This is a genomic window from Xanthobacter sediminis, assembly GCF_043195015.1.
GTDB lineage: Bacteria > Pseudomonadota > Alphaproteobacteria > Rhizobiales > Xanthobacteraceae > Xanthobacter.
Genome location: NZ_JBAFWH010000016.1, coordinates 1 through 19,373, shown reverse-complemented (window position 1 = coordinate 19,373; position 19,373 = coordinate 1). Strand labels below are relative to the sequence as shown.

The following is a 19,373-nucleotide window of genomic DNA, read 5'->3' as shown; positions in this document are numbered from 1 at the left end:
CCTCAGGATCTGCTGCCGGCGGCGGGCTTTCCGGACGGTGTCGCGGCGCCGTCACAGCGCTTCAGGGCGGCCGGCGCCCGATGCCATTCAAGCGTCTGCCCCATGGCCTTGACGCCGATGAAGCCGGTGACGGCCAGCGTATCGTTCTCACCCTGCCGGATGGAGAGGGCGTATTTCGTGCCGGAGTTCGGATCATAGATCCAGCCGCCCTCCCAGCCCTCGCCGGAGGGGCGGGCGCCGCCGAGCACGGCGATGCCGCACAAGCTGCGCGCGCGCAAGCTGGAGTCGGAGTTGTTCTCGTCGCGCACGGGCCGGCCCTCCTCGTCGAGAGGCGACTTCAGCCACACGATGCGGCCGCACAGGGCATCGGCGCAAGGCTCGATGAGAACCGCGCCGTCCTGGTCCTCGGTCATCCAGATTCCGGTGATGTCGCCGCCGGCGCGCGCGGGGCCGCAGAGCAGGCCGAGGGCGAGGGCGGCGGCCAGCGCGCGCCGCGTCAGCTTTTCCACTGTCCGTTCCTGCATGGGTCCAGTTCCTCCCTCTGGGGCACCCCTTGCTCGTCCGTCTCGGGCGACGCCCCCACGAGGGCGACGCCGGCAAGGATGAGCGCGATGCCGGCGGCGACGCGGGGACCGATGGCCTCCCCGAAGGCGAGCCAGCCGATCAGCGGCACGGTGACGTAGCTCAGCGCCGTGAGCGGAAAGGCGCGGCTGAGCGCGGTGTCCTTCAGCACCAGCATCCACAGCACGTAGGTGGCGATGTAGAAGCCCACCGCCAGCCACGCCGCCGCGCTGCCCGCCATGGCCGCAGCGAAGCCGAGGCCGAGCGGCACGTCGCCGATGCTGTCCGCGGCCATCTTGAAGGCAACCTGGGTGGCGGTGTCGACACCCAGGAAGGCGAGGAGGAGCGCCGCCAGACGGACGGAAACCGAAAGCCCGGTCATGGACGCTCCTCCCCCTGCCGCCGCCCCAGCTCCGGGTCCCAGCGGGGGAAGGACAGGAGCGGGGCGGCGAGACGCACGGCCGCGTGGAGCAGGCCGTTGCGATGGCGAACGAAATGGGTGCGCGGCTCGAGCCCGCTGCCGAACCTCAGCTTCGAGGCGTAGGCGGTCTGGCCGGTCTGCAGGAAGCGGCGCCCGATGCGCTGGCAGAAGCGCACGTTCTCCAGCCAGCTCAGGGCGTAGAGATCGTGATCGGGGCCGAGCGGATAAACCATGCCCAGGAACTTGTCGATCACCCTGTCCGCCTCCACCAGCAGCAGGTTGAAGCCGGCCAGCACGCCGTCCACGCGGTAGAGGGCGAACACGGCCTCCCCCGGCATGGCCTCGGCCACGCGGGCGAAATAGCCTTCGGGAAGGTCCTCGAAATCGCCGTAGCGCACGGTGCTGCGGGTGCGGGTCGCCTCGTAGAGGGCGGCGATCTCCGCTTCCAGCCCGGCGATGGAGGAGCGCCATTCCACCGCCACCCGCGGCGCGCCCTTGAGCTTGCGCCGAAGGTCCTTGCGCGTGGCGCGGGACAGGCGGGCGAGGTAGGCGTCGAGGTCCGCGCAGCCGTCGAGGTCGAGGACGGCGACCGGCAGGCTCTCCACCTGCACATAGCCGGCGGCTTCGAGCGCGGGGCCCGCCAGGGCCGCCTCGCGGGGGGCGAGGTCCTTGAAGGCGACGAGGCCGGCGCCGCGCCGGGCCGCCTCCTCCTCCACCGCCCGGATGAGGGCGGCGAGCGCCTCCGCCCGCCCGGCGGCATCGAGGCGCGGGTCCAGAGCGATGGGGCAGGCCTCGGTGAAGGCGGAGCCGACCCCGAGCATGCGCCATTCCAGCAGCCCCGGCATGCGCCGGACGATGGCCTCGGCCACGGCGCCGAGCCGCCCCCCCTGGATCGGCGTGTCGAGCCGGTAGCTCAGCGCGAACAGCGGCGCTGCGGCGCGCAGGCCGCCGGCGTCCTCCACCCGTGCCGCCGCCAGCTCCATGGCCGCCATCGGCGCTGCCTCGCAGGCCGCCAGATAGCCCCAGCCCTCGCTCTCCGGCGGGCGGGCCGCGCGCCACGCCTTCGGGCAGATGGCGGACATGCCGGCCACGACGCCGGCCGTCATGCCGCTCCCGGCGCAGGGGCCCGCCTCTGCGACCGGAAGGGTCAATGTCCCGGCGCTACGCAACATGGGCCACCACGGGTGCCGCGGGCAGAGGCGCGTCGGCCGTGGACGTCGCGGGCGCGGCGACCCGACGTTCGGAAGCCGCCAGCGTATTCACGAAGGCCGTCACCCGGTCGGTGACGAGGTGGCGCTGCCTGTCCACGGTGACGAGGTGGTAGCTGTCGTCCAGCACCAGGCATTCCACCGGGCCGCCGAGATGGCGCTGGAGATAGACTGCGTTCTTCAGGCTCGCCACGTCGTCGTGCCGGGGATGGGCGATAAAGGCCGGCTGGCGGATGGAGCCGAGCACGGGCTTCACCGTGTCCACCAGCCGCCAGAACTGGCGCAGCGCCGCGGAAGGCGTGCCCAGGGCGCCGGCATCGGGATTGCCCGCCTTCATGGCGCTCGCCAGCCGCGCACGCAGGCGCTCGTCCTTGATGCCGTAGGGCTCGCTCTCCACGAAGCGGTAGCGCCGGCCGAGCGGGGTATCGATGAGCAGGCGCAGGAGGAAGCTGTAGCGGGGAATGGACCAGCCGTCGTAGCGCAGGGTCGGCGACAGCATCACCAGCCCGCGCACCCGCTCCGGCTCCCGCGCGGCGAGAAGGGCGGCGAGCACCGCGCCCATGGAGAGGCCGCCCACGATCACCCGCCCGCACCGTCCGGCGAGCGCCTCGAAGGCGGTGGCGGCGCTCTCATACCAATCCTCGAACCGGGTCGCGGCCAGGTCGTCCTCGGTGCCGCAATGGCCGGCGAGCTGGCAGCAGGAGACGGTGGCGCCCGTGGCGGCGAGCCGCCGCGCCACGTCGCGCATCTCCACCGGCGTGCCGCCGAGGCCGTGGATGAGCAGCACGCCGACAGGGCCGCCCTCAAGGATGAAGCTGCGATCGACGCTCATGGAACCTCACAGGCTGGATGCGACGAGGGCGACACCGGCCGTGACGAGCACCGCGCCGGCATATTGCCGGGGGGCCACGGCCTCGCCGAGCCACAGGCGGCTCGCCAGGGTGACACCGATGATGTTGAGGCTCGCCACCGGGAAGGCGATGGTGAGCGGAACTAGGGCGAGCAGCCGCATCCACACCGCGAACTCCACGGCATAGATGGCAAGGCCGGCCAGCAGCCACGGCTCGCCGACGAGCCGCATGGCGAAGGCCGGGGCCCCCACCACGCCGATCTCCGGCAGCCGGTCCGCCCCGCGCTTGAAGGCGAGCTGGCCCAGCACGTCGCAGGCGACGGAGGCGGCGAACAGGGCGACGATCGCGGCGTTCATTGCAGGATGGGCTCCATGTGCGCGAGGATGCGGGCGTTGGCGGCGCCGTTGACGGCCGTCGCGTCGCCGGCCGGCTCAGGGCGCTGCGCGCGATCAAGGAAGGACAGGATGCCGCGCAGCGCGCCGTCGTGGCCTTCCGGAGCGAAATCCCCGCACACATCCATGCCGATCACCCGGCGGCGCTCCGCGATGGCCGAGATGGCCCCGAGCACGGCATCGAGGCTCAGCCGGCCCTGGTCCCAGTTGGTCACGGCCTCGGCGGGGGCGAGCACGTCCTTGTCGAGACTGATCCACACCGGCAGCTCCGGCAGGCGCGCAGCGATGGCGTCGATCTTCCCGGCCCAGTCCCCCGCCCCGATGCCGCGCCAGGACAGCCCGTCCGCCGCGATGCCGGCCCGGCCGGTCGCCGCCGCCGTCTCGAACGCGGGCCCGGCATAGAAGGTGGTGCCCGCCGCAAGCGGAAACAGCTCCAGCCGGCCGGAGCGCAGCGCCGGCAGGTCCGCCGCCTTCATCTGCGGCGCGTCGATGTCGCTGGAGCACGGACCGATGGTGACCACCCGCGCCACCTCCTGCCGCTCCAGGAGGCGGCTCACCCAGGAGCCGCACCCCAGGGTGTGGGGCCACCGCGTCCAGTCCGGATGGTTGTCGAAATGGACCACGTTCACCGGCTGGTCGAGGCGGCTGACGAGGAGGAAGGCGAGGTGGTGGAAGTCGCCCGAGCCGTAGAAATGGATGTCGCCCGCCCGCGGCGCGCCGAGCCGGCCCGCCAGCGCCCCCAGTCCGTCGCGGCCGGCGAGGAACCGGAGGCGCGGCGAGAGGTCGGCGGCCGCGACGAGGTCCCCCGCCGCCACGGCACCCATGAGCTGGGGCTGGAGGAGGAGGGACCCATCGACATCCAGGACGCGCAGGCGCATGGCCGTCACTTCCGCCTGCCGCCCGGCGCCACGCGCGTGAAGAGCTGGTCCAGCAGCGCGAGGCCGAGGTCGATCTCCTCCCGGCTTATGGTGAGCGACGGCGCCAGGGTGATGACGTTCTTGTGGTAGCCGCCGATGTCCAGCACCAGGCCGTAGCGCTCCCCCCCGTGGACGAGATCACCCTTCAGCGCCTCGTCCACCATGCGGTCCACCAGGGCCTTGGAGGGGGTGAAGCTGTCGTGGGCCTCGCAGATCTCCATGCGCAGCGCGAGGCCGAGGCCATCCACGTCGCCGACGATGGCGTGCCGCGCCTGGAGTTCCTTCAGCCCTTCGAGGAAGTACGCGCCCTTCTGCGCCACCGAGGCGGCGAAGTCCTCCTCGCGCAGCATGCGCATGACCTCCAGCGCGACGGCGGTGCCGAGCGGGTTGGCGTTGAAGGTGGAATGGGTGGAGCCGGCAGGGAACACCGTGGGGCTGATGAGCGCCTCGCGCGCCCAGATGCCCGACAGCGGGTTGAGCCCGTTGGTCAGCGCCTTGCCGAACACGATCACATCCGGCGAGACGCCGAAATGCTCGATCGACCACAGCTTGCCGGTGCGGTAGAAGCCCATCTGGATCTCGTCCACCACCAGCAGAATGCCGTGGCGGTCCAGGACCTCCTTCAGCTCGGCGAAGAAGTTCGGCGGCGGAATGACGTATCCGCCCGTGCCCTGGATGGGCTCCACATAGAAGGCGGCGTATTCGCACTGGCCGGCCTTGGGATCCCAGACGCCGTTGTACTCGCTCTCGAACAGGCGGGCGAACTGCTGGACGCACCGGTGGCCGTACTCTTCCTTGCTCATGCCGCGCGGGCCGCGGAAATGGTAGGGAAAGGGCACGAACTGCGCGCGCTCGCCGAAATGGCCGTAGCGCCGGCGGTAGCGGTAGGAAGAGGTGATGGCGGAGGCGCCGAGCGTGCGGCCGTGATAGCCGCCCTCGAACGCGAACATGAGGCTGCGCCCGCCGCTGGCATTGCGCACCAGCTTCAGCGAATCCTCCACCGCCTGCGCCCCGCCCACGTTGAAGTGCACGCGGCCCTTGGCGCCGAAGCGTTCCAGCACACCGGTGGCGATCTCGGCGGCAAGCTCGATCTTCTCGCGGTGCAGGTACTGGCTCGCCACCTGCGGCAGGCGGTCGAGCTGCCGGCGCATGGCCTCGTTCAGGCGCGGATTGGCGTAGCCGAAGTTGACGGCCGAATACCACATCTGCAGATCGAGGAAGGTGCGGTCCTCATCGTCATAGAGGAAAGAGCCGTCGCAGCGCTCGAAGATCTTCGGCACGTCGGTGTAATGGACCGTGTCGCCGTAGGAGCAGTACTCCGCCTCGAGCGCGAGCAGGCGCGCGCGTTCATCGGCGGTGGAAACGACGTCGGTCTGGCGGTCAAGCATGGAGGTTCTCGCAGGTGGAACGGGGATCGGCCCTGGTGTCGCGCGGGCGGGGCGCACAGGGCGGTTCGAGGAAGCCGAGCGCGTCGGCGAAGCCCGTGATCTTTCGGTGAGGGATGCCCTCGCGGGTGCAGAAGGCGGCCAGTTCCCCCTTGGCCAGCACGAAATCGGCGCGCCGGGCGAGGCAGAAGTCGGAGCGCCCGTCGCCCACCAGCACCACGGGCCGGTTGCCCGGCACGGCCGCGCATTTGCAGGTGCCGTTGGCGCAGCTCTCCCCGAGATTGGAGAAGGCGGCGGTCCAGCGGTCCGCGCCGGCCGGCAGCAGGCGGTTGCTCGTCACCGGCAGGTCGATGCCGTGGGCGAGCAGGAGCGGGACGATGATGCGGTCGAAGCCGTCCGAGACGATGGAGACGCTCGCCCCGCGCAGCCACGCGGCGGTGACGAAGGCGGGAAAGTCGGGATCGAGGTCGACTCCGGCCAGCACCTTGCGCAGGGCGGCGGGATCGGCGCGCAGCATGGCGACCTGCCGGGACAGGCATTCCCGCGACCCGATCCGGCCGTCACGCCAGTCTTGCTCGATCTGCCGCCAGTCGCCTTCAGCGAAGGCTTCGATGATGAGATCGGTGGTGTCCGTCGGGCAGACGGTGCCATCGAAATCGAGAGCGAAATGGAACTGCATTTGGCCTCACGCGTCACTTCGCGGAGGATTTCGCAACTCTCGTGCCAGATATATTTTGTATGAAAATCAATATGTTAAAAAGACCGCCGCCGGGCGGGCCACGCCGAATGTTGGAGCTTCCCCCGAAATGCGGGGGTCAAGCTCCCCGCGGGGGATGCCGCACCGCACACCCGCGCGATGAAGAGTGACGTTGCGCGAGCGCCGTCGTAAGTATTGAGGGGCGGATCAACGTGCGCAAGGGAACCTGATGTTCACCAGGAGGACGTTTCAAGACGCCTCGGAACAGGAAGCCGCCCTGCCTGGCTGGCAGCAGCGCTACACTCATCTCTCCTCCGGCAGGTTCGAGGGCGAGGTTGCGCTTCTCCGGCTCGGCGGCGTGATGCTGATGCGGGAGCAGATGAACGTTTCCACCGAGCAGCGCTACCTGCCCCCGGCCAACAACCTCGTCCTCTTCAGCCATGCCGCCACCTCGGGCGGCTTCTACGTGCACGGGGCGCATTATCCCGGCCGCTCCATCGGCTTCGACTACAGCCAGGACGAGGGCCTCATCGTCACCAGCCCGCAGGCGGACATGATGATGCTGGTGGTGGACGCGGCGCCCTTCGCCGCCAACCTGCAGCGCTCCATCGGCGTGTTCGCCCCGCAGACCGGCCAGCGCGCGCGGGACCTGTTCACCTGGCTCGGAACGCTCCTGCATATGTATGCCCGCGCCGAGCCCGCCCAGCCCGCGCCGGCCATGCCCGACGAGGCCCGCGCCCTGCTGCCGGATCTCATCCAGGACCGGCTGACCCTGCTTCTCGACGGCATGGACGGGCAGCCGGCGGGCAGCATGCGCGAGGAGCCGCGCCTTTACGGCCGCTGTGTCGAATGGCTGGAGGCGCACGCCAACGCGCCGGTCACCGTGAGCGAGCTGGCCGCGGCGCTGGACGTGCCCCACGAGCGGCTGCGGGCGGCCTGCCTCTATGCCACCGGCCACAAGCTGGACGCCATCTTGATGCTGCACCGGCTGAACGGAGCCCGCCGCGCGCTGCTGGCGGCGCGGGAGACGCGACGCAAGGTCTCAGACGTGGCGCTGGACTGGGGCTTCTTCCACTGGGGACGTTTCGCCGGCCGCTACCACGCGCTGTTCGGCGAAACCCCCTCGCAGACCATCCGCGCCGCCTGACGCGCGAAAGCGGGGCGGCGCGGCGGCTTCACCGAGGGGCCGCTCCCATCACGGCCAGGGATATTCGGCCATCTTCGCGCCCGCTGCCGAAAGGCGGGCCGCGATCTCGCGGCGCAGGCGCACCACGTCTTCCACCTCGAGAGCGCGGCGGGCCGCCACCTCCTGCGCGGTGAACGGGCGGACCGACCGGGGCGAGCCCCAGGTCTCCACCACATAATTGAGGACGGCGGCGGTCTCCCCGTCGCTCAGGCTGGCGCCGGCGACGCCGGGCACATGCAGCATGTAGGTGCGGCCCTGGTCGTCCGCCGCCAGCGCGTCCACATAGCCGGGAAAGGCGGGGATGCCGCTTTTCGGCAGCCCCTCGCCATCGGCCAGGTGGCAGCCCGAGCAGCGCAGCAGGTAGTTGGCCCGCGCCGAGAGCTCCCCAGCGTGGCCCGCCTGCGGCAGCAGCAGGAACGCGGAGAGCATCCCCGGAAGAAGCCTGCGCCCCGCCATCTCACTGCCCCTCGCGCATGGCCCGGAGCTGCTTGTGGGCGAGAGGAGCCTTCAGGGCCGCCTCCACCTGCGCCGGAGTCACCTTCTGCGCGGTCTTGTTCAGCTCCTGCAGCACGTAGGTGGCGGCGGCGGCGAGCTGCTCGGGCGTTCCGGCCTCGGCCTGCGGCGGCATCACGAGGCCGATGTAATCCTGCCCGTTGGCCGTGATCCTGCCGCTGAGGCCGCTCGCCAGTACGCCGCTGACATAGGCCGGCGCCTTGTCGCCCAGGCGCTCCCACAGCTCGGCATCCACCAGGGGCGGGGCCAGCCCCTCGGTGCCCACGCCGCCCTCCCCGTGGCAGGCGGCGCAGACCGAGTTGAAGAAGCCGCGGCCGAGGTCCTCGGCGGAGGCGGCGGTGGCGAGCGGCGCCAGGAGACCCAGCGCCGCGAGAAGGAAAGGCTTCCTCATTCCGCCAGCCCCACCAGCACCGCCACCGTGCAGTGGTAGCCCTTGTTCGCGTTGGCCATGCACCAGTTGATGTCGTTGTGCAGGCCCATGCGGTAGCCGGGGCGCTCGCCCTCGGAGCGGAAGCAGAAGGTGGAGCCGGGCATCACCGCCTTGCCGCAGCAGTCATTGTAGGAGACGAGGTAGTCCTTGCCGTTCTTGGGATTGTGGCAGGTGCCCACCCACGACACCTTGGACGCCGAGGTGCCCGGCGGGCAGGAGGTGGTGCTGCCGCCGGCAGTGTTGCACAGATTGCCGTCGAGAGCGCAGTAGCGCCAGTAGTCGCAGGAGGTCTCGTCCTCCGCCTCGGCGGCGAAGGCGGCGCCGCCGGTGCGATCGAACGGCAGCACCGGCATCAGCGCCCCGCCCACCAGCGCCATCCCCGCCTTGGAGAGGAAGGAGCGGCGGCCGAACTGGGTGGCCGCCTTGCGGCTGGTCTTCTCGGTGGTCTTGTCGATCAGCTTCAGCAGGCTGTCGATGAAATGGGTCATGACGGGCCTCCAATGGGGCGTTTCAGGAGTGGGCGGGGGCGTCGAGGAAGCTCTGGATGGAGCCGACCCCCAGCTCCGTGGCGTTGAACAGGCTCTCCAGCTGCTCGCGGCTGTTGATGAGCCCCTTGGCCCGCACGGTGCCCTCCGCGTCGATGAGCACGGCGAACGGCAGGCGCGAGACGCGGAAGCTCATGCCCAGATCGGGGGAGAGCACGTAGGGGAACTGCTGCAGCCCGGCCTTGGTGATGAAGGCGCGGTGGAGGTCGGCATCGCCATCGCTGGCCAGCACCACGTCGAGCCAGCGGCCCTCGCTACGGCGCATGTCCTGCAGCGCGGGCAGGATCTTCTTGCAGATGGGGCAGGTGGTGGAGAGGAAGAACACCAGCGTGCTGCGCTCCGCGCCGCGGGCGCCGATGGTCACCTCCCCGCCGTTGAGGCTGGGCAGGCCGAAGGCGGGCGCGGCCTCGCCGATCTTCGGGCCGCTGTCGTTCACCATGGCGCCCACGGGGGTGACGCGCTCGAACAGGATGCCGACCTGGCGGGCCAGCGCGAAGATGACGCCGATGAGAACCAGGACCAGCAGCCACAGGGCGGCAACGGCAAAGATGAGGGCATTCATGTCTTCAGCTCAATTCTTGGAGGGCGGTTGGCCGGCGCCGCGCGGCGTCCCGGCAAGGCGCATCTGGCCGGCATTGGCGAGGAGCTGCTCGATGCCCGCATAGAGCAGCCACAGGGTGAGCCCGGCGAGGATGGAGACGCTCGCCTCCGGCAGGCCGAGGCCAGCGCCGGGCCCGTTCACCCCCGCCGCCAGGGCGATGAGGGCGAGCACCCCGTTGCGCGCGAGCAGCGGCACGGAGAGCGCCTGGGCGGGGCCTCCGCAGCCGCATTCCACCTTGGCCCGGCCGCGGGCGATGTTGATGGCCATGGCGGCGCCGTAGAGCGCCAGCAGCCCCGCCGCGAGGACAGCACCCGCCGGACGGGCGGCGGGCCACACCAGGAGGGCGATGGCCGCCCCCTCCATCGCCGCCAGCAGCCACGCCGCCGGCTCCACCGCCCGCTCCGGCAGCAGGCGGTAGTCCGCCAGGAAGCCGGTGAAGGCGGCGCGCTCGCTCAGCTTGTGCCAGAGGGCGCGGGCCAGCAGCAGGGCCGTGAAGGTGGTGGCCGTGGCCGCCACCATGGCCTGGGATGCCGTGGTGAAGGCGCTCTCCATCATGGCGCCACGTAGAGCTGCACGGCCATCTCGCCGATGTCCTTCACCTTGCCGGTGAGCTTGGCGGCGAACTTGGCCTCGGGGTCCACAGCGTAGCGGGTGAGCACCTTCTCCTCGTCATCGGTGCCGAACAGAACCGGCTCCTTGCCCTGGGTGACGGCGATGGACTTCACGCCCTCCACCGGCGAGCGGTACAGCACCTTCTTCTGCGCCACCTGGACCGGCCAGATCTCATGGGCCGCGCTCTTGTGGCTGCCCTCCTTGGCCTCCGGATGCATGGTGACGAACAGCACGTCGTTGGCGGCGTTGTAGGCGATCACCTCGAACCCGCCGGGCGCCCACGCCTCGTCGGCGCCGTTCTGGCCCTCGGTGATGGAGAATTTCTCTTCGAGCTGGGCCGGGCCGGACTTGTCGGAAACGATGAAGACGTTGCCGTTGAAGGAGAGGAACAGCAGGGCCTCGCCGCGCCGCTGGCTGATGGTGAACAGCGGCTCGCTGACGGCGTCGAAGATCTTCTTGCTCTTCTCCGGCTTGGAGAAGGTGCCGTCGGCCTGAATGGTGTAGGTCTGGAGGGTGCCGTCGCCGCACAGGGTGGTGAAGCGCAGGCCGCTCACCGCCGGGTGGATGGACCAGCAGCCGGGAATGGGCACCTCGGCGATCTGCTTGCCCGCCTTCAGGTCCACCACCGAGACGGAGGTGGCAGGCGTCGCATTCTGCACGAAAATGTACTGGCCATCGGCGGAGGGGGCGAGCGCGTTGTTCTGCGGCGCCACCTGCGCCATCTTCTCGGAAACGGCGATCTCGCGCTTTTCCGTCAGCGTCTCGACATCGAACTCCTGGAGCACCGCCTCGGTGGGGCCGGCGGTGATGCGCTTGGCATAGGCTGAGGCGGTGTAGAGGGTCTTCCGGTCGGGCGAGAGGGCGAACTGGGCGATGAGCCCCGCGCTGATGGTGCCGCGCCGGTCGAGCTTGTCGGCGCCGATCACCGAAACCTTGCTGGCGCCGTCCCACCGCTGGTCCACAACGAACACGTTGGGGCCCGGCGGGATGCGCTCCTCCACGGTCAGCTTCTCGGGAACGAAGCTCTCTTCCGCCGCCGCCGCGCCGAGGGAAAGCACGAGGGCCACCGCAGTGAGCCCCGGGGTGACAAAACGCATCTGATCGTCTCCGCACTCTTGTCTTCCGGGACGCTAGGCAGGGGTAGAACGTGAATCTATCCAGCCCCCGCCTAGGCAATTGCCCAGCAAATGCGCAGATATAGAATGACTATATTTTAATCATTTTAGACGCTGCCGAGGGAAGCCGCCCTTTCTTATGGTTTGTTTTGGAAAGGTTTTTTCCTACTCGCCGGATGCGCCGCAACCCCGGCGCGCGCTCGTGTGCGGCTGCGCGGAGCCAGCCCAGGCGCGGGCCAAGGCTTGCGAAATACGCAGATCAGACATGCATAAATGCCATTCATGCAGCCGGCACGGCGCCGGGCCATTCACAGCCGGGGGGCCGGAAACACCGTTCCGGAACACACACCCGCCGCGCGCCGGCTCAGGCCCGCTCCAGGAGCTCCAGGGCGTTGTGGCGGAAGGTGTCGCGGCCCGCGCGCTTGGCCTCATAAAGTGCGGCATCGGCCAGCCTGAACAGGTCTGATGCGGTGGCGTCCTCTCCGCCCAGGGTGGCGCCGCCGATGCTCACGGTCACGCTGGTGCCGGCCGGATGGGGAATCGCCGCGGCGCGCAGCTCCGCCAGAAGGGCCTCGGCCACCGCCCGCGCCCCCTGCTCGCCGGCGTCCGGCAGAATCACGGCGAACTCGTCGCCGCCGATCCGCGCGCACAGATCCAGCGGCGAGCGCGCCATCGCCGCGAGCAGGCCGCCGATGCGCGCCAGGACCTCGTCGCCCATCTGGTGGCAGCCGAGGTCGTTGAGGCCCTTGAAATAATCGACGTCGAGCACCAGCAGGGACAGCGGCTGCCCGGTCCTGTGGGTACGGCGCACCGCGCCGGCGATGGCGTCGTCGAAGCCGCGCCGGTTCGCAAGGCCCGTGAGGCTGTCGGTCTGCGACTGGCGGGCCAGCTCCGCGTTGCGCCGCCATTGCACGATCTCGTCGGCCGCAATGGCTGCAAGATCGACCAGCGGGCCGATATCGAAGCGGTCGGGGTCGACGGGGTCCCGCTTCATCACGCACAGCGTGCCGAGCACGAGGTCCGGCTCGGCGACGATGGGGGCTCCGGCGTAGAAGCGCAGCGTCAGCTGCGGCACCAGCGGATGGCCCTCCAGCCTCGGATCGGTCTTCAGGTCCCCCACCACCATCGGCTGCCCGCTCTCGATGATCATGTCGCAGACGCTGTCGCGGCGGGGCACGTTACGGCCGAGGGCGCTCGATGTCAGCGAGATGAGCGACTGGCACTGGTCGTCCACCAGCCCGATGAAGGCGGCCTCGGCATCGTAGATGTGGGCGGCGAGGCGGGTGATGCGGTCGAAGCGCTCGTCGGGCGTGGCGTCCATGATGCCGCACGCCGCGAGGACGCTCACGCGTTCGGCCTCATTCAGCGGCGGGACGGCTCGTCTCCACATACGCGATCCTGCCCTCGCAAAAAGTTGCGGCCCCATGATCCCAAATCACGGGCGCCGCAGCAAGCGGATGCAAGGTATGCCGCTGGGGTCCGGCCGCGCGCCCGCCCCCAGCCGGCACCATCACGCCGCGGCGGCGAAATCCGACACGAACCCGTCCACCACCGTGCGCAGCTCCTGCGCCTGGTTGGACAGGCCCGAGGACAGCGACATGAGCTGGCTGGAGGCGGCGCCCGTCATGCCTGCCGCCTGCCCCACGCCGGAGATGTTCTGCATCACCTGATGGGTGCCGGTGGCCGCATGCTGGCAGTTCTGGGCGATCTCGGCGGTGGCCGCGCTCTGCTCTTCCACCGCGCCGGAGATGGTGGTGGCGATCTCCTTGAGAATGGAGATCACCCGCGCGATGCCGCTCATGGAGGTCACCGAGCTTTCGGTGGCCTGCTGGATCTCTGAAACCTTGCAGCCGATTTCCTCGGTCGCCCTGGCGGTCTGCTGGGCAAGCTGCTTGACCTCCTCCGCCACCACCGCGAAGCCTTTGCCCGCCTCGCCCGCCCGCGCAGCCTCGATGGTGGCGTTGAGGGCGAGCAGATTGGTCTGGTCGGCGATGGTCTTGATGAGGCTGATGACGTCGCCGATGGCAGATGCCGCAGCGGAAAGGTCGGAGATGCGGGCGTTCGAGCTCTGCGCCTCGGCGAAGGCGGTGTCGGCGATCTGCACGGAATGGGCCACCTGGCTGCTGATTTCGCGGATGGAAGCGGCCATCTCCTCGGCCGAGGCCGCGACCGTCTGCACGTTCACCGCGGCATCCTCGGCCGCGCCCGAGACCGCCCGCGCCTGCTGGGAGGTCTGCTCGGCGGTGGCGGAGAGGTTGCGGGCGGCATCCGCCACCTCCCCGGAGGAGCCCGCGAAGCCGCCCGCAAGCTGCTGCATGCGCTCCACGAAGACCCCGGCCAGCTTCTCACGCCGGGCGAGCACCTCGCGCTCGGCCGCCTCTCGGGCCTTCTGCGCCTCCTTCAGGCGCTCGCCCTCGCGCATCCGGTCGCGCATGTAGATGACGGTTCGGCCGATGGCGCCGAACTCGTCGGAGCGGGCGGCCGTGACCACTTCCACACCGAGGTTGCCATCGCCGATCGCCCGCAGTTCCTCCGAAAGATGATTCATGGGCCGCATGATGGAGCGATAGAGCAGGAAGGCGACCGCGGCCAGAACCGCGAGCACGAGGGCGATGACCAGCGCAAGCCTGAGCGCCTGGGCGTAGAAGGTCTCGTCGATGTCATCGACATAGACGCCGGCCGAGATCACCCAGTCCCAGGGCTCGAACATCAAATTGTAGGAGATCTTCTGCAACGATGTCTGATCGTTTCCGGCCTTCGGCGCGTAATAGGTGGTGAAGCCGCCGCCGGCCTTCGCCGTTGCCACCTGCTGCTGGACGAACAGGTTGCCGTGGGTATCGCGATCCTGGCTGCGGTCGCGCCCCTCGAACTCGGCCCGAGCCCCATGGAACACCGCGAAGCCGCTGCCGCTGTAGACGAACAGATAGTTGCTCCCGTCGAACCGGGTGCGGTGAATGATATCGCCGGCAAGCTTCTTTGCCTCGGCCTCGGTGAGGACGCCTTTCTGGATCTCTTCATGAAGGCCCTTGATCTGCGAATACACCGCCTCGACGATGTGGCTTACGCCCTCCTTGCGCTCGTCCATCATGCTCGTCTTGAGCGACATCAGAAAAACGGCACTGATCGCCATCAGCCCAATGATGAAGGTTCCGAACAGGATGAGGAGCCTGGATTTAATCGACAGAGATGGCATGACCGGCACCCAACTGATTGGTGTTTTTCCAAGGGACAACAATTCATCAAATGCGTTGTCTTGGCACCCCGGAGAAGCCTTCACAGATCCACTTATGAAACCGGATCGGACGCATCTACCCCCTGTAATCAGACCAGTTCGGATCCAGATCTTCCACACTGCAAATGAAAACGAGTATCATTCACCATGATACCTCATGCGGGCGAAACGGACATGCCGGTTTCCTAGGCGTGAGAGGCGACTACGCGATATCTCTTCGCGACTGGGGCGTGCTGGCACGCCCTTGAGCACAACCTCGCGCACAGGCCGGCCGGGGCACGGAAAAGGCCGCGCCCCGGCCGAACCATCACGCCGCGGCGGCGAAATCCGAAACGAAGGTGTCCACCGCGCTGCGCAACTCCTTCGCCTGGCTCGAAAGGCCTGCGGACAGCGACATGAGCTGGGTGGAGGCGGCGCCCGTCATGCCCGCCGCCTGCCCCACTCCGGAGATGTTCTGCATCACCTGATGGGTGCCGGTGGCCGCGTGCTGGCAGTTCTGGGCGATCTCGGAGGTGGCCGCGCTCTGCTCCTCCACGGCGCCGGAGATGGCAGAGGAAATCTCCTTGAGGGTCGAGATCACCCGCGCGATCCCGCTCATGGACGTCACCGAGCTTTCGGTGGCCTGCTGGATCTCGGACACCTTGGCGCCGATCTCCTCTGTGGCCTTGGCGGTCTGCTGGGCGAGCTGCTTGACCTCCTCCGCCACCACCGCGAAGCCCTTGCCCGCCTCGCCCGCACGCGCCGCCTCAATGGTGGCATTGAGGGCGAGCAGGTTGGTCTGGTCGGCGATGGTCTTGATGAGGCTGATGACGTCACCGATGGCGGACGCGGCCGCCGCGAGGTCGGAGATGCGGGCGTTGGAGGTCTGAGCCTCGGTGAAGGCAGTGTCCGCGATCTGCACGGAATGGGCCACCTGGCTGCTGATTTCGCGGATGGAAGCGGCCATCTCCTCGGCCGAGGCCGCGACCGTCTGCACGTTCACGGCCGCATCCTCGGCCGCGCCCGAGACCGCCCGCGCCTGCTGGGAGGTCTGCTCGGCGGTGGCCGAAAGATTGCGTGCCGCGTCCGCCACGTTCCCGGAGGAGCCGGCGAAGCCGCCGGCAAGCTGCTGCATCCGCTCCACGAAGGCGCCGGCCAGCTTCTCGCGGCGCGCGAGCACCTCGCGCTCGGCCGCCTCTCGGGCCTTCTGCGCCTCCTTCAGGCGCTCACCCTCACGCATCCGATCCCGCATGTAGATCACGTTCCGGCCGATGGCGCCGAACTCGTCGGAGCGGGCGGCGGTGGCCACCTCCACGTCGAGGTTGCCGTCGCCGATGGCCCGCAGCTCCGCCGACAGGTGGTCCATGGGGCGCATGATGGAGCGGTAAAGGAAAAAGGAGACCACAGCCAGAACGGCAAGGACCAGCGCGATGATCGTGGCGAGTTCGATCACCTGATCGTAGAAGGTTTCCTGGATATCATCCACATAAACACCCGCGGAGATCACCCAGTCCCAAGGCTCGAACATAAGGCTGTAGGAGATCTTCTCGAACGACGTTCTGTTGTCGCCGGCCTTGGGCGCGTAGTAGACGGTGAAACCCCCACCACCCCTGGCGGCCTCCACCTGCTGCTTGACGAACAGGTTGCCCTGGATGTCGCGGTCCTGGCTGCGGTCGCGTCCCTCCAGTTCAGGCCGCGCGCCGTGGAACACGGTGACGCCTTCGCCATCGTAAACGAACAGATAGTTGTCGCCATCGAACCGCGTGCGGTGGATCAGGTCGCCGATGAGCCGCTTCGCCTCCGCTTCAGTGATCTGGCCCTTCTGCACCGCCTGGTGGAAACCGTTGATCTGCGAATACATCGCCTCGACGATGTGACTCACGCCCTCCTTGCGCTCATTCAGCATGCTTCCCTTAAGATACATGAGGAAAACAGCACTGACAGCCACCAGACCGATGATGAAGGTCCCGAACAGGAGCAAAAGCCTGGACTTGATCGACAAGGATAGCATGCTACGCACCCAACTTATTGGTGTTTCCCACAGCGGATCAAGTTGCAGGCGGCAATATTTTCGCGCCGAGGGAAAGCTCCACACAGATACACTCATGGAGCCGGAATGGAAGCATCTCCCTCCTATTATCAAGACCAATCCGCCAAACAACTTCGGCAAGGCAAATAGCCGGCCGACGAGCGCTTCGGGATACCTCCCGCCGCCACCCCGAATGCACATGTAAAGAGAGCGGAGCGCGCCGCGACGCCCCTTCATTGCGCCCCGACGGCGCCGCAACCCAGAGTGCGCGCGCCTGACGCAGACTCCGGCCGCTGGCGCGCGAATCAGGCCCGCGCCCTGTCCGATATCAGTCCAGCTTCAGGCTGAGCCGCCCTGCCTGGCGCTGAACGAACGCCTCCATGCGCTCGCGGCCGTGTGGCGTAAGGCGCACGAGGGTGCGCCGCTTGTCGCTGTGGTCCGGCTGCTTCTCCAGGAACCCGGCCTCCAGCAGTTCGTCGATGCGCCGCAGCGCGGTTGTGGTGGGGGCCCCTGAGGCGAAGCACAGGCTGGTGACGGAGATATGCCGCCCGTAGGCCTCCGATATCAGCAGATCCAGCATCATCTCCCAGGCCGGGTCACCGAACGGGTTGGGCTCGAAGATGGCGGCGCGGTCCGCCTGCGCGGCCACCAGGATGCGCAGGAAATCCGGCCAGTGGAGGCTGCCGGGGCTCGCAGGCTGGACCTGGGTCGGCGCGCTCCCCAGGAGCGCGAGGGCGCGATCTATGGCGGCCGCCACCTCGTCCGCGGTCACCGGCTTCTGCAGGAAATCGACCACCCGCAGGCGCAAGGCATTCACCGCGCGCTCCAGGGAGGCATGCCCGGTGACGACAATGGCCGCCAGCGGCGACATGCGGCGGCGCGCGGAGAGCTTCTGCAGCAGCTCCAGGCCGTCGATGCCCGGCAGTTGCAGGTCCGTCACGATCACCTGCAGGCCCGCATGGGATTGCGCGAGATCCAGCGCCTCGGCCGCGGTGGCGGCGCCGAGGACGGGAACGCCCAGCAGGCCGAGGCCCTCGGTGAGCTCACCCAGACCATCTGGATCGTCGTCCACCACCAGCACCCGCGGCTGCGCCAGTGTCTGTGCCTGATCCGTCATGCGGCTCCCCCAGCGGCTACGGCCTCCCGGCACGGCTCATGGCTCGCAAGCCATGCCACGAGATCGCCGACCGGCATCTTGCGCGCGATCAGATAGCCTTGCACCATATCGACGCCGGCAGCACGGACAATGGCAAGGTCCTCCGACGTTTCAACGCCTTCGGCCACCACTTTCATGCCGAGCCGGTGGCCAAGCTCAGTCAGCGACACCAGGATGCTGCCGGCCTTGGACGAGGTGCGCGCGCCGTGCAGAAGATCCATGTCGATCTTCAGCTCCGTCACCGGCAGGCGCGCCAGCTGGAGCAATCCGCTCTGGCGCTGGCCGACATCGTCGAGCGCGAGGCCGAGCCCGGCGAGCCGCAGTTGGGCGAGAGTCATCAGGCTGTCGCTCGAATTGTCGTAGAGTGCGTCCTCCGTCAGCTCACAGATCACGGACGACGACTCGATCCCCGCTTCCCGCACCTGCTGGGCCAGCCTCTTGGGCGCATCGGTGCTCAGGAGCACGTCGTGCGGCATGTTGATGCTTACAGCGCCGCTGTATCCGAGCCCCTGCCACAGCCGGCAAGCCGCGAGGCCCGCGCGGACGGTATGTTCGACGAGACGCGCCATGAGCTCGGGCCAATCCGCAGCAGCCTCGATCATGGCGGGGACCGGAACCCACCCCACTCCCGGCAGGTCGTTGCCCAGCAGCAGCTCCGCGCCGCGGAAGCTCAGATCACACGCATCGACCTTAGGCTGGAACATGACTGGCAGATCGCCCCGCGCGAGGGCGGCGTCCAGGGCCCGGGCCACGGTGGCCCTGTCCACCTGTGCCACGCCGCCCGCCGGAGTCTGCGCAAGGCATGGCGTCGCATCCACGAGGTGCAACAGATCCGCAGGATCGAAAGGCTTCTTCAAGGTGCCGAGAATGGGCATGCCCTGCAGCCGCGATGCATCGGCCACCGCGCTGAGGACATCCTCCGCGCTGCCGGAAACCAGGACCACCTGCGGCCGCACCGGCAGGTGGGAAAGAGCACGGATCACCTCCGTGCCGTCGAGCCCGGGTAGCGACAGGTCCAGCAGCAGGAGATCATAGCAGCCAATTCGCTCCAGGCACGATGCGTCGACGGCGCCGCGGCCATCCACGTCGTGCCCCCACATGACCAGCAGCTCGCCGAGATCCTCGCGGAAAGCGTCATCGTCATCGAGAATGAAAATGCGCTTCTTCATGCGCGTGGGGTTCTTTCCTTCATGGGCTCTTTACTCTCCTGCCACGACCGCCGATATCCCTTTCCTTAAAAGAATAAAATGCCCGCCTGGGCGCCGTTCGACTATCGAACGCTCCATTTCTATCAGGTCATCCCCATTCTGACGCCTAGCGCACAGCTTGCAAGCCGTCAGATTAAAAATCCTGGGCTGTCACCAGCGGGCAAAAAAACATAGTAGGATACCTCCATTCCGGGGCAGGGCATTAAAGTACCTTCCGAACTGATCTATTCTGGACCGATCTGATTTCTTGCGTCCGCCTTGGATCGAGTTACCCTTGACCAACCGGCAGCCGAAGCGGTGCACTCGGGCGGGTCTCGCCGCACGGGACATCCAGG

Annotated in this window: 20 protein-coding genes; 1 reads left to right on the top strand and 19 read right to left on the bottom strand. The window is 68.5% G+C overall.

Annotation, left to right across the window (positions count from 1 at the left end):
• Positions 1–2: 2 nt before the first annotated feature.
• From V5F61_RS17525 to V5F61_RS17490, 8 genes are read right to left on the bottom strand one after another with little or no spacing between them, the layout of a single operon-like run.
• Positions 3–524 carry a DUF2147 domain-containing protein gene (locus tag V5F61_RS17525; RefSeq protein ID WP_393989052.1) on the bottom strand — a complete coding sequence of 174 codons (522 nt, stop codon included), beginning with the start codon at positions 522–524 and terminating at the stop codon, positions 3–5.
• Positions 497–943: a DMT family transporter gene (locus V5F61_RS17520; RefSeq protein WP_393989051.1), complete on the bottom strand. Its 447-nt coding sequence runs from the start codon at positions 941–943 to the stop codon at positions 497–499. Before V5F61_RS17520 ends, V5F61_RS17525 begins: the two co-directional genes overlap by 28 nt.
• Entirely contained in the window at positions 940–2,088 is a 1,149-nt protein-coding gene (locus V5F61_RS17515; RefSeq protein ID WP_393989050.1) for a GNAT family N-acetyltransferase, read from the bottom strand. The genes V5F61_RS17520 and V5F61_RS17515 overlap by 4 nt, the downstream gene beginning before the upstream one ends.
• Positions 2,089–2,143: 55 nt before the next feature.
• The gene (locus V5F61_RS17510; RefSeq protein ID WP_393989049.1) at positions 2,144–3,022 is read right to left on the bottom strand and encodes an alpha/beta hydrolase; all 879 of its coding nucleotides are present in this window, start codon (positions 3,020–3,022) and stop codon (positions 2,144–2,146) included.
• A gap of 6 nt (positions 3,023–3,028) precedes the next feature.
• A complete protein-coding gene (locus V5F61_RS17505; RefSeq protein ID WP_393989048.1) occupies positions 3,029–3,397 on the bottom strand; it encodes an EamA family transporter in 369 nt (122 codons plus the stop codon).
• Positions 3,394–4,311 carry a hypothetical protein gene (locus V5F61_RS17500; RefSeq protein ID WP_393989047.1) on the bottom strand — a complete coding sequence of 306 codons (918 nt, stop codon included), beginning with the start codon at positions 4,309–4,311 and terminating at the stop codon, positions 3,394–3,396. The genes V5F61_RS17505 and V5F61_RS17500 overlap by 4 nt, the downstream gene beginning before the upstream one ends.
• 5 nt (positions 4,312–4,316) lie before the next feature.
• A complete protein-coding gene (locus V5F61_RS17495) occupies positions 4,317–5,738 on the bottom strand; it encodes an aspartate aminotransferase family protein (protein WP_393989046.1) in 1,422 nt (473 codons plus the stop codon).
• On the bottom strand, positions 5,731–6,414 hold the full coding sequence (locus V5F61_RS17490) for an HAD-IB family phosphatase (protein ID WP_393989045.1): 684 nt from the start codon (positions 6,412–6,414) through the stop codon (positions 5,731–5,733). The genes V5F61_RS17495 and V5F61_RS17490 overlap by 8 nt, the downstream gene beginning before the upstream one ends.
• A 247-nt stretch (positions 6,415–6,661) precedes the next feature.
• On the opposite strand from V5F61_RS17490, the gene V5F61_RS17485 reads away from it, so the two are divergent.
• Positions 6,662–7,579: a helix-turn-helix domain-containing protein gene (locus V5F61_RS17485; RefSeq protein ID WP_393989044.1), complete on the top strand. Its 918-nt coding sequence runs from the start codon at positions 6,662–6,664 to the stop codon at positions 7,577–7,579.
• A 48-nt stretch (positions 7,580–7,627) separates the two neighbouring features.
• On the opposite strand, the gene V5F61_RS17480 is transcribed toward V5F61_RS17485, so the two are convergent.
• The 11 genes from V5F61_RS17480 to V5F61_RS17430 all read right to left on the bottom strand — a co-directional run bounded on the left by V5F61_RS17480 (position 7,628) and on the right by V5F61_RS17430 (position 18,999).
• On the bottom strand, positions 7,628–8,047 hold the full coding sequence (locus tag V5F61_RS17480) for a c-type cytochrome (RefSeq protein ID WP_393989043.1): 420 nt from the start codon (positions 8,045–8,047) through the stop codon (positions 7,628–7,630).
• 28 nt (positions 8,048–8,075) lie between these two features.
• Entirely contained in the window at positions 8,076–8,522 is a 447-nt protein-coding gene (locus tag V5F61_RS17475) for a c-type cytochrome (RefSeq protein ID WP_393989042.1), read from the bottom strand.
• Entirely contained in the window at positions 8,519–9,049 is a 531-nt protein-coding gene (locus tag V5F61_RS17470; RefSeq protein ID WP_393989041.1) for a methylamine dehydrogenase light chain, read from the bottom strand. Before V5F61_RS17470 ends, V5F61_RS17475 begins: the two co-directional genes overlap by 4 nt.
• Before the next feature lie 22 nt (positions 9,050–9,071).
• Positions 9,072–9,668 carry a redoxin domain-containing protein gene (locus V5F61_RS17465; protein WP_393989040.1) on the bottom strand — a complete coding sequence of 199 codons (597 nt, stop codon included), beginning with the start codon at positions 9,666–9,668 and terminating at the stop codon, positions 9,072–9,074.
• Positions 9,669–9,677: 9 nt separating this feature from the next.
• A complete protein-coding gene (locus V5F61_RS17460; RefSeq protein WP_393989039.1) occupies positions 9,678–10,262 on the bottom strand; it encodes a MauE/DoxX family redox-associated membrane protein in 585 nt (194 codons plus the stop codon).
• Complete coding sequence (locus V5F61_RS17455) at positions 10,259–11,416, bottom strand: amine dehydrogenase large subunit (protein WP_393989038.1); 1,158 nt, start codon at positions 11,414–11,416, stop codon at positions 10,259–10,261. The genes V5F61_RS17460 and V5F61_RS17455 overlap by 4 nt, the downstream gene beginning before the upstream one ends.
• A 382-nt stretch (positions 11,417–11,798) precedes the next feature.
• A complete protein-coding gene (locus V5F61_RS17450) occupies positions 11,799–12,782 on the bottom strand; it encodes a diguanylate cyclase (protein ID WP_393989037.1) in 984 nt (327 codons plus the stop codon).
• A 162-nt stretch (positions 12,783–12,944) separates the two neighbouring features.
• A complete protein-coding gene (locus V5F61_RS17445; protein WP_393989036.1) occupies positions 12,945–14,540 on the bottom strand; it encodes a methyl-accepting chemotaxis protein in 1,596 nt (531 codons plus the stop codon).
• A 433-nt stretch (positions 14,541–14,973) separates the two neighbouring features.
• Entirely contained in the window at positions 14,974–16,569 is a 1,596-nt protein-coding gene (locus V5F61_RS17440; protein ID WP_393989101.1) for a methyl-accepting chemotaxis protein, read from the bottom strand.
• A gap of 433 nt (positions 16,570–17,002) precedes the next feature.
• Positions 17,003–17,791, bottom strand: a complete 789-nt coding sequence (locus V5F61_RS17435) for a response regulator (protein ID WP_393989035.1) — start codon at positions 17,789–17,791, stop codon at positions 17,003–17,005.
• Positions 17,788–18,999: an EAL domain-containing protein gene (locus tag V5F61_RS17430; RefSeq protein ID WP_393989034.1), complete on the bottom strand. Its 1,212-nt coding sequence runs from the start codon at positions 18,997–18,999 to the stop codon at positions 17,788–17,790. Before V5F61_RS17430 ends, V5F61_RS17435 begins: the two co-directional genes overlap by 4 nt.
• Positions 19,000–19,373 lie beyond the last annotated feature (374 nt).